The organism is Streptomyces sp. NPDC002619 (genome assembly GCF_042889305.1).
Classification (GTDB): domain Bacteria; phylum Actinomycetota; class Actinomycetes; order Streptomycetales; family Streptomycetaceae; genus Streptomyces.
This window is the reverse complement of sequence record NZ_JBIAQV010000098.1, coordinates 1-8964: the sequence shown is the minus strand read 5'-3', so window position 1 is coordinate 8964 and position 8964 is coordinate 1. Positions and strand designations below refer to the sequence as shown.

Annotated in this window: 9 protein-coding genes and 3 pseudogenes; 6 read left to right on the top strand and 6 right to left on the bottom strand. The window is 67.2% G+C overall.

Going from position 1 to position 8964, the window contains the following annotated elements; translation table 11 throughout:
- Positions 1–213: 213 nt before the first annotated feature.
- The gene (locus tag ACFYXB_RS44730; RefSeq protein WP_389591171.1) at positions 214–1641 is read right to left on the bottom strand and encodes an MFS transporter; all 1428 of its coding nucleotides are present in this window, start codon (positions 1639–1641) and stop codon (positions 214–216) included.
- 44 nt (positions 1642–1685) lie between these two features.
- Positions 1686–1838, bottom strand: a pseudogene (locus ACFYXB_RS44725) (alkene reductase); the annotation flags it as partial.
- A 246-nt stretch (positions 1839–2084) separates the two neighbouring features.
- On the opposite strand from ACFYXB_RS44725, the gene ACFYXB_RS44720 reads away from it, so the two are divergent.
- The 3 genes from ACFYXB_RS44720 (at position 2085) to ACFYXB_RS44710 (ending at position 3991) form a co-directional block, all read left to right on the top strand.
- Positions 2085–2618, top strand: a complete 534-nt coding sequence (locus ACFYXB_RS44720; RefSeq protein ID WP_389591169.1) for a MarR family winged helix-turn-helix transcriptional regulator — start codon at positions 2085–2087, stop codon at positions 2616–2618.
- A 312-nt stretch (positions 2619–2930) separates the two neighbouring features.
- The gene (locus ACFYXB_RS44715; protein ID WP_389591167.1) at positions 2931–3332 is read left to right on the top strand and encodes a hypothetical protein; all 402 of its coding nucleotides are present in this window, start codon (positions 2931–2933) and stop codon (positions 3330–3332) included.
- Positions 3333–3547: 215 nt separating this feature from the next.
- Positions 3548–3991, top strand: a complete 444-nt coding sequence (locus ACFYXB_RS44710; protein WP_389591165.1) for a hypothetical protein — start codon at positions 3548–3550, stop codon at positions 3989–3991.
- A 524-nt stretch (positions 3992–4515) separates the two neighbouring features.
- Here ACFYXB_RS44710 and ACFYXB_RS44705 read toward each other — a convergent pair.
- A pseudogene (locus ACFYXB_RS44705) lies at positions 4516–4935 on the bottom strand (DUF4232 domain-containing protein); the annotation flags it as partial.
- Between the two features lie 55 nt (positions 4936–4990).
- Between ACFYXB_RS44705 and ACFYXB_RS44700 the strand changes: the two are divergent.
- Together ACFYXB_RS44700 and ACFYXB_RS44695 are read left to right on the top strand one after the other, a co-directional pair.
- Entirely contained in the window at positions 4991–5437 is a 447-nt protein-coding gene (locus tag ACFYXB_RS44700; protein ID WP_389591173.1) for a hypothetical protein, read from the top strand.
- Positions 5438–5950: 513 nt separating this feature from the next.
- Entirely contained in the window at positions 5951–6271 is a 321-nt protein-coding gene (locus ACFYXB_RS44695) for a GYD domain-containing protein (RefSeq protein WP_129800020.1), read from the top strand.
- 434 nt (positions 6272–6705) lie between these two features.
- On the opposite strand, the gene ACFYXB_RS44690 is transcribed toward ACFYXB_RS44695, so the two are convergent.
- From ACFYXB_RS44690 to ACFYXB_RS44680, 3 genes are read right to left on the bottom strand one after another with little or no spacing between them, the layout of a single operon-like run.
- Positions 6706–7035, bottom strand: a complete 330-nt coding sequence (locus ACFYXB_RS44690; RefSeq protein ID WP_389591163.1) for a hypothetical protein — start codon at positions 7033–7035, stop codon at positions 6706–6708.
- A 4-nt stretch (positions 7036–7039) separates the two neighbouring features.
- A complete protein-coding gene (locus ACFYXB_RS44685; protein ID WP_389591161.1) occupies positions 7040–7351 on the bottom strand; it encodes a hypothetical protein in 312 nt (103 codons plus the stop codon).
- Positions 7341–7892: a bifunctional DNA primase/polymerase gene (locus ACFYXB_RS44680; RefSeq protein ID WP_389591159.1), complete on the bottom strand. Its 552-nt coding sequence runs from the start codon at positions 7890–7892 to the stop codon at positions 7341–7343. The genes ACFYXB_RS44685 and ACFYXB_RS44680 overlap by 11 nt, the downstream gene beginning before the upstream one ends.
- A 411-nt stretch (positions 7893–8303) precedes the next feature.
- On the opposite strand from ACFYXB_RS44680, the pseudogene ACFYXB_RS44675 reads away from it, so the two are divergent.
- Positions 8304–8870 (top strand): annotated as a pseudogene (locus ACFYXB_RS44675) (hypothetical protein); the annotation flags it as partial.
- Between the last annotated feature and the right edge of the window lie 94 nt (positions 8871–8964).

The window sequence follows — 8964 nt, the reverse complement described above, 5'->3', positions numbered from 1 at the left end:
GCGGCCGCAAGCACGGCGCAGACCAGGGACACGGCGATCAGCACGACGACCTCCTCTCGACGGACGGCGGACGGCGGACGGCGGACGGCGGACGGGAAGCGGCTGAGGCCGGACCCCAGCGAACGGTCGGCCGACGCACGGGGACGGTTGGTCGATGTGGGCAGACCCCTGTGATCGACCTGATAAGGATGAGGCTGGATCTCAAAGCCTGTGCTATCGCTTGTAAATCACGTCCCCGTCAGGGGCGTCGACAGGCTTTGAGTATTGCTCTGCCGGGCCACCGGACATCGGCGTACGATTCGGGATTAGCGCTGAAAAGAGCAGACCCGCAATTGCCGCCGCAGCCCCGACGATGAACGTGGTCCGGAACCCCTCCGCCGAGGGCAGCGTCGCCGAGCCGACCGTGATTGCGCCGTGTGCCAGGATCACGGTCAGGGCCGCGCTGGCGGCGGTGGTTCCGACCGATCGCATCAGGTTGTTCACCCCGTTGGCCGAGGCCGTCTCGGTCACCGGGACCGCATCGGTGATCAGCTTTGACGTGGCCGCGACTGAGATGCCGGCGCCGGCCCCGATGATGCCCGAGGCGATGACGAACTCGAGGACGCTGTTCATCAGGAGCGTGACGAAGACGTAGCCGGCGGCGATGACGATCGCTCCCAGCATCATGGTCAGCCGGGCCCCGTACCGGGTGATCAGGCGGGTCGCGACCGGAGTCAGCAACAGCGCCACCACTCCGTTCGGGGCAACGGCGAGCCCGGTCCGCACCAGGCTCTGACCGAGCCCATAGCCGGTGGCGGGGGGCGCCTGCAGAATCTGCGGAAATGCGAAGAGCATGGTGAATATCGCGAAGCCGACCGCGATGGTGGCGAGGTTGGTCATCAGCAGCGGTCGCCGCGCGGAGAGCCGCAGGTCGACAAGGGGGGAGCGGGCGTGCAACTGGTGCCGGCCCCAGGCGAGCAGGATGACGACGGCCGCCGCGCCAAAGCAGAGCGTTCGGGTACTGCCCCAGCCCCACTGCCCGCCCTTGACGATCGGCAGGAGTAGGCCGATCAGTCCCACGGTCAGCCCAAGGGTACCGACGACGTCGAAGCGTCCCTCGGTTCGCTGCGGCGACTCCGGCACCACCAGCGCGGTCAGGAAGGCGCAGAGCAGGCCCAGCCCGGCCGATCCCCAGAACAGCACGTGCCAATCAAAGTGCTCGGCGACCAGACCGGCCAGTGGAATCCCCGCCGCGCCACCGAGGCCGAGCGTCCCGGTCAGAAGTGCGATCGCTCCGCCAATCCGGTGGGGCGGAAGTTCGTCCCGGAAGATGCCCAGGGCGAGCGGGATCACCCCGAGCGCGCAGCCCTGCAGGCCACGGCCGATCACCATCAGCCACAGCGAACTGGTCAGGGCGGACATCGCCGCGCCGGTGATCATCACGGAGAGCGTCAGCAGCAAAGCGCGCCGTTTGCCGAAGAGGTCACCGAGGCGTCCGCTGACCGGCGTGACGATCGCGCCGGTCAGAAGCGAGATGGTGACGACCCACGACGCATCGGTGGGCGAGGCGTTCAGAAGTGTGGGAAAGCTCGGGATGAGCGGGATGGCCAGCGTCTGCAGCAGCCCCGCCAGCAGGCCGGTGAGGGAGAGGACGGCAACCATGGCCGAAGGAGAACCGGAGCGCTTCACGCAAATCACCACGCTGACCCGGCGCTGGCGCGCTGCGCGTAGTACGTCGTCAGCAGCTCCGTCGGCTCCGCGCCGGGCCCGAAGGCACGACTGCGGGTCATCGGCGCCGCCACGACGCGGTTCGCCAGACGCGTGCCGCCCAGGACGATCGGATCAAAAGCAGTGGTCATGGTCTTCCTCACGACGAGTGCTGCTCCGCGGCCCGGGCCCGACGTGGCCAGCACCAGCGAATTCCTGTCCGAACAGTAAGTCATCTGTCCGAACAGGTAAACCTCGAGGATTTGTTCCGGCGACCGATGTGACGCGCACCGCACCCACCGTGTCGAGCTCTTTACTTAGGGCCACCCCGGCCGACCGGCACAGCCGTCGGCCCAAGCGGTAGGGTTGACTGGCCGGACAGGAAAGTGAGGCAAGTGATGACGCAGTCCACACCGGAGACCGAGAAGGGGCTCACAAAGGCGGCTCAGGAGGCCACGGTCCCTGTGCCGGCCGCAGCCGGCGGCGGGCCCATCAGCCACACGATCTTCCGACTGGCCCGCCTGCACCGCATGCACGTGGGACACCTGCTGCGCCGCGTCGGCCTGTACCCTGGCCAGGAGCTGGTCATGATGTACCTGTGGGAACTCGGCCCCCAGCGGCAAGCCGACCTGGTGCGCCTGATGGACTCCGACGCCGCCACCATGACCCGCACCGTCCGGCGCCTGGAGCAGGCCGGCTTCGTCCGCCGCCGCCCCTCACCCACTGACAAGCGCGCGTCACTCATCGAACCCACGGCGGCCAGCCATGCCCTGCGCCGAGAAGTCGAGCGGGTCTGGAGTCAGCTCGAAGACCTCGTGACGGCGGAACTCTCCCCCGACGAGCGGACCGCGGCCCTGCTCACCCTGGAACGCCTGGAGCACAACCTCGCGCAGGCCACCGCCGATCTCGCAGGCGCAGACACGGAGCGTTAGTTCGTTCCTGCCGAGTGCGCACAGATCAGTGGCTCCGGAGAGATCCGGAGCCACTGGAGTGCCGCCCACGTCGGCCGGCACCGGTCGTGGTCTCACTTCTGGTCTCATTCACACACGTACCGCCCCGTCCGGATGAGTACCGGAGCAAGTGCGCTTTCAAGGCGACGGCCGCACATGCACGCAGGTGAACGACTCCGCACGGCCGCCCGACCGGCACAAGCACACTTGGAAAGCGTGCGCGCAGCGCCGTGAGCGCGCTGGTGGCGCGGGGCCTCAGTATCGCTGTCAGTCCTGGCCTGTACGGTCCCGCCCATGGCTGAGAGACCGACTACGAGCTGGCGGCACGGCATAGCTGAGGAAGCCCAGGAGCTTGCCGCCGGCACCCTGGACCCCCAGTGTGCCTGCATGGCAGTGCTATACCCCGAGGAGTTGCTTACGGCGACCGACGCAGTCCTCGACGCCTTTGAGGGCGAGCTTCCTGGACTTGTCGAGGCCAGCGACGAACAGGTCTTTGCTGTGGTCGAACGCGTCGTCCTGGCCCTCAACGCGGTGAACGACGCCGACAACGGCGGCACCTTCGAAACCGACGAACGCGAAGCCTTGTGCGACTACATCGACGAGTCACTCACCGAGCACGGCGTCGATGTAGTCGCCTTGACCGCATGTCACGGCCTCGGCCCGTACCAGCTCACGAACAAGTGGCGGAAGTGGTAAGGCGGCTCAGGAACGCGATCCGCTGAGCATCACACGACTCCGCACCACAAGCGCACCAGATCGCGCGGGGAACAGCGGGGAATCACGGTAAAGGCAAGCGACACCGACACTATGTGGTAGCTCAGCCGTTTCACCAGGTCAGGACCCGATCCGGCCGGATGTGCCCGCAGCTTCCCAAGCTGAGAGCTCGGGGGCCAGCGCTGTAGCATGCTTCCGTGCGCCCCAGTCGCGCCACTCCAGCACTCCAAGCGTCACTGGATCATGACCTCGCATGGAGGGATTCGGGAAGTACTGGGGTTGGTGTCGTCTTCGCGATACTCATTGCCGGCTGGCTGACCTTCGACTTCGGACCAGTCGCGCTCATCGTCCTGTCCGGGGTCAGCGCCTTCTACTTCTTCTTCAACGTGCCCGTCTGGTGCGGTGCAGAGGGCCGCAGCAGCTCATGCCGCAACAACAGCTACGGGGCCCTCATGGGTTGCCACCTTCGCCAGCACAAGTGGCAGAAGCTCAAGATGCTCTTCTGGAGCGCGCGTTGGGCACGGCTCCGGCAGGAGCTGTTCCAGAACGCGACCACCACCCTCGCCAGCGTGGGCGGCATCCTGGCGATCACGTCCGGCATAGCGGCTACATTGCAGCCACTGTTCGGTGGGGGTTGGTGACGGAGCCATCTGACATCCACGTCTGACATCAACGGCAGCAGACGTAGGCGCCCCGGGGAGACCCTTCGTGGCCCGCCCCCGCATGGGCCGCCGGGAGTTCCCTGCATGGTGATCGAACTTGTAAAGCGGTGGTCAGGTATCGAGGGCCGGACGGCAGTGACGGCAACGACAGACGGCAACGAGCGCGGACGACTACAACACTCAGCAGCCTGTCACGGAAGCCCCGCGGACCCGCTCGTCCAGCCAACTGGGGTGTGCCCGCATCTTCTAAGCGCCTGGTCGCTCAGCGCGTGCCCACCCGTGGGGGATCTTGTCTGTGGTACAGCCATACCCCGGCTCCCCCTCGTGGCACTCGCCACGGGACACCCACCATCGATAGAAGTGGGCGAATCCCGGCGCAGCCGGGCAGAAGGCGTAGGAGCCGAAGGCGACTTCCGATCTGCTCTGCCTCCCCGAGGAAACGACGCCTCTGACGTCTTCATGAGGGCGCACCGTAGCCGCACTACGGACCCGCTTCCTGCCTTTTAGCCCACAACGCCGAACGGGGTGACCTGGACCCTTCCTCCGCATGGCTGGATCCCCCCGATGGAAACCAGCGTCACAGCCCGCGAGTCGCCAGGAACCCGTATGTCGACGCCGTAGGCCGGATCAATCCAGCCGTCGACACAGGCCGCGCCGAAGGGACTCTGCCACACGAGCGTGAAGGAGGTGGTGTGCCCCGGGGCAAGGAGGATGTCGGGGAGGTCATGCGGGGAGGTCCGGGTGACCGGGAAGGAGCGCGGTCCTGACGTGCTCAGCGGCTTGCCGCAGTCGGGTGAGGTGTCGCCCTTGGAACAGGCCTGCATGACGCCGTCACCGAAGAACGTAAGGCCGGGCCAGCCTCGCAGGTGACACGTCGAGCCGGAGTGATTGCGCAGCAGGATCTGCGTGGCGAACCAACCGTGTTGACCGTTTGCCGGGAAGCCGGAATGCCCCTCCGACGCTGTGAGGGCGCTCGCCGTGCAGCCGGAGACGGCAGCCGCGGTGGGCGCTGCCGGGCGGGACGGCGTGTTCGCGCTGGGTGTCTTCGGCTTCGCCGCCGGTGTCCGGACGGGGACGGACGGGCTGTCGGAGCGCGCGGGGCGATCACTTTCCGGCGATGCCGACGACGAGGCGGCGGCGTGCCCGCCCGTCGGCGCCGGCGTGGTCGGGACCTGCGGGTCGGCCGCAGGCAAGCCTCCGCTGCCGCTGCAGGCGGTCATGGCTATCGCCAGGAGCCCGACCGCCGCAAGATGGCTCCCCCGCATCGTCATGGTGCGAAAATTATCCGCGTCAGCCGCATTCACAGGCGCACCACAGCAAGACACCATGATTCATTCGTTCGTCGTTCACAGACGTGCGGTCCGTCCCGTCGGCATGCGCCGCGAAGAGGCAGCGGAACCGGCCGCCACGCTCGTCGGCACGTGACCGTCGGGGGCATGACGCTCTCGATCTTTCCGACGCCGGAGCGGGCGTGGGGACACCGTGAGGGCTGGGAGGTCGCACCGCACTGGCGGCCACGTCCTCCGCGTCAATGGTCGGCTGGTACGTCCTCCCGCCCGCGGAGGTCGCCCGTAATACGCACTATCTGCGATACAGGAAGGCACCGCATACCTCCCGCGATCAAGGAACCTGCTGATCAGGGCCTGTTTGCAGGCCCAACTCTGATTGTGCTCCGGAGCCGTGTGCGCACGTTCGAATCCTTCCGGGGCACCTCGCATGAGGCGCCCAAAGCCACCGTCACCAGCGGAAACGCTGAGGCCGGGGTCTTCGCGTTTGTGCAGCCGTATGCCGCTCGGCGCTACTGCAGCTCCTCGACAGCGATCAGCAGAAGGAGGCGCGGGTTCCAACGAGTGAATCCAATCGGTCCGCGAATAGCGGTCGATGCGACAGCGGGAAGGCCATTGCACACCGGACAATCAATCGGCAGGAGGCACGCCTGTGCCCAAGTTCCTCATTCAGGCCACCTACACGCCCGAGGGCACCAAGGGGCTACTCAAGGAAGGCGCGAGCGGCCGCCGCGCCGCCGTCGACCAGGTCGTCACCGGCCTCGGCGGGCAGGTCGAGGCCATGTACTTCGCCTTCGGGGAGGATGACATCGTGCTCATCGTCGACTTCCCCGACTCGGTCTCCATGGCCGCCGTCAGCCTCACCGTCAAGGCCAGCGGAGCCCTCCACACCCGGGCCACCCCTCTCATCACCCTCGACGAGATCGATGAGGCCGCGCGCCGACAGGTCACCTTTCGCGCCCCCGGCACGTGAGCCCTCGGAGACGGGGACACATCTGCTCCCGCGATCCTCACCCCGCACCGCAATCGCACCAGATCGAGCGGGGAACAGCGGGGAATCACGGTGAAAGCAGCCCAGCCCTAAGAGGCCGCAATCCAGCCGTTTGCCCAGGTCAGCTCGCGGAACGGCCGCAAATGATCGCAACTTCCCAAGCTGATGTCCTGCCGTGCGGAGTCTGACACGAGCCCAGCATCATCCTCCCCGGGTGTTGGTCTGCCGTTCGTCCGGGCTGCGGCGCTGGGGCGCCGGTCCCGGCCGAGCGGCAGACCCACTGCCGAGGGGATACCGGACAGCAGAAGGCCCCGCACATCGTCCGCCAGCGGAACGGCGACATACGGGGCCAGCTTGACCGGTCGTGGGGGCACGCTCGTACCACAAACCGGCCGGAGTTCCTCGGGTCGGAGCGGTCAGGCAGCCGATGAGCTCTGGGAGACGTTTCGTGTCTCTCGCGTCAACGTCTCGGCATGCATGGGCATCTCCGCCGCAAGGCCCGACACGATCAGTTCCGCCAGTATCAGGGCCGCTTCAGGCTGTACGGAGCCGAGGCGTACCAGGCCGTCACCCGAGACGTTCACGTCAGCCGCGAGACCGGGGAAGTCCAACTCCAGGCCCAGGGCGGTCAATTGCGCGGCCAAGGCACCAGCGCTGCGCCGTGCCTGTGCCCAGCATCGGACGTAGGGGACGCCGGGCATCAAGTTCTCGGCACGCTTGGCGACGACTCCCCGTCGGTCGGTCATGACGTCAGTCCCTTTCGGTGCGGTGTTCGGCGGTTTCGCCGCCGCCTACTTCAAGACGCTGCAAGCCCGCAGCGAGCGCCAGCCGCAGCAGTTCCGCCAGTCGTTCCGTGGTGGCCGGCGAGACGCGGCCCAGTTCGACCAGGCCATGCCCGAATGCGTTCAAATCGGCGCGCAGATAAGGAAAGTCCTTCTCCAGTCCGGCCCGGAGCAGAGCGTCTCGGAGCGGCGTTGTGGCGTTACCCGCGGCGTACCAGTCGTCGGTGTCCAGTGGCGACCAGGTAGCAGCGTCGTGCCGGTGGGTGGCGTCATCCCGCATCGGTCGGACCCCCTTCGAAGGCGAAATGCGCGAGGGCAGCCGCAGTCGGGTAGCGCTCGCCGTACCGGTCCACACGGGCGAGCAACTCGGCGGAGGCAACCAGCATGGTGGCCAGAGCCACCGGACGCAGCGGGCCGACGATGGGACGCCGAGTCGGAGCCCGGAGCCACTGGTAGCGGTCACCGCTCATGGGCATGGGGCCCGGTACGACGACCACCGAGCCATGCGCCAGGTAGCGGTACGCAGGCGGAGTGCCCTCTTCCCGCATGAGGTAGTGGGTGAAGGTCTCCTGGCTCCGCGAGCCGAGGAAGAAGCCCACTCGCTGGGCCTTGTGGTCGAGCTCGACCGGTCCGATCGGCAGGCCACGGCGCAGAAGTTGGTCGAAGGTCTCCATGCCCACCCGTTGTTCGACTGTCACCACGTCGAAGAAGCGGCCGGCCGACAGTGCGTACGGCATACGGGGAGCGTCCGCCCAGGCCGCCCGGCACCCGGCCGGATCGTCTGCCGCCGCGGAGAGCCATTCGATGCCCCTCGTGGTCATCCTCTGCACGTCATCTCACCTCGGTCAGACTCAGTTGCGGCCGCGATGCCGCCCTGTGTCCAGACTCAGGGGCACCGCCCTGGCCAGGGCAGATGACGAGAGGTGACGGGGGATGACGCGTCACGCGTGGACGCGTCATCCCCCGTCACGGTCAACCGGCAGCGATCTCCGGTTACTTGCAGCGCGCAGTGATGCACCGCGCGTACATTCGGTCGTAAGGTCAAAGAGCGTGCGCCCCAGTAGTCGCATCAGTGCACCGGCGGGGAGGGAACGGTCACGTCTTCGATGGAGCCGACCAGCGTTCGCTTACGGCAGGCCCGTGTGGGCCGGGGCTGGAGTCAGCCGCGGTTGGTGCGCGAGTTGCGGCAGGCTGCGGCCCGCCGTGGCCACCAACTCCCGTCGGACGCCAGCGTGAAACGTCGTATCGCCAGTTGGGAGAACGGCCACAGCACGCCGGACGACTTCTACGGCCCGTTGCTGTGCGAGGTGTACGACCTCAGCGCCGCCGAACTCGGGCTGAACCATGAAGGCGAGCGGGACACGGGGCTCTTGGACGCCAGTTATCCAGCCAGCCCCGAGGGCGCGATCAAAGCCGTCGGTCAGCTGTGGCGCGCCGATCTCAATCGGTACGAGCCCCTGTTGCAGGCCGAGCCTTCCGAGCCCGCGTGGAACGAAGCCTCACTCCGGTGGTTGGTCGCGCCCGAGGCGGCCATTCCGCGGCAGCGTCAGGACGGAATGCGCGTCGGTCTCGGAGACGTAGCCGCTATCAAGACCACCGCCGACATGTTCGCCGAGTTGGACGACCGTTTCGGTGGCGACCACGCACGGCACGCGGCCGTCCAGTACCTCAGCACCGAAGTGACGCCGCTCCTGCGCGGCCAGTACACCGAGCAGGTTGGCCGGGCCCTCTTCTCCACCGTGGCGGAAGCAACGCTCCTAGCCGGTTGGATGTCCTACGACGCCTGCCGCCACGGCTTAGAACTCCTAACAAAGTGGCGCTTCTTCCCTTGGAATGTTGGCACCTGATGGGGTGTTAGCCTGCACATGAGAAGGGGCGAGCAGTTGCCGTGGA

What these genes read in the sequence shown, in the direction of transcription:
- ACFYXB_RS44720 (WP_389591169.1), top strand. Translation starts at nt 2,085, where the DNA reads ATGACGCAGTCCACACCGGAGACCGAGAAGGGGCTCACAAAGGCGGCT.
- ACFYXB_RS44730 (WP_389591171.1), bottom strand. Translation starts at nt 1,641, where the DNA reads ATGGTTGCCGTCCTCTCCCTCACCGGCCTGCTGGCGGGGCTGCTGCAG.
- ACFYXB_RS44685 (WP_389591161.1), bottom strand. Translation starts at nt 7,351, where the DNA reads ATGCGGGATGACGCCACCCACCGGCACGACGCTGCTACCTGGTCGCCA.
- ACFYXB_RS44690 (WP_389591163.1), bottom strand. Translation starts at nt 7,035, where the DNA reads ATGACCGACCGACGGGGAGTCGTCGCCAAGCGTGCCGAGAACTTGATG.
- ACFYXB_RS44715 (WP_389591167.1), top strand. Translation starts at nt 2,931, where the DNA reads ATGGCTGAGAGACCGACTACGAGCTGGCGGCACGGCATAGCTGAGGAA.
- ACFYXB_RS44680 (WP_389591159.1), bottom strand. Translation starts at nt 7,892, where the DNA reads ATGACCACGAGGGGCATCGAATGGCTCTCCGCGGCGGCAGACGATCCG.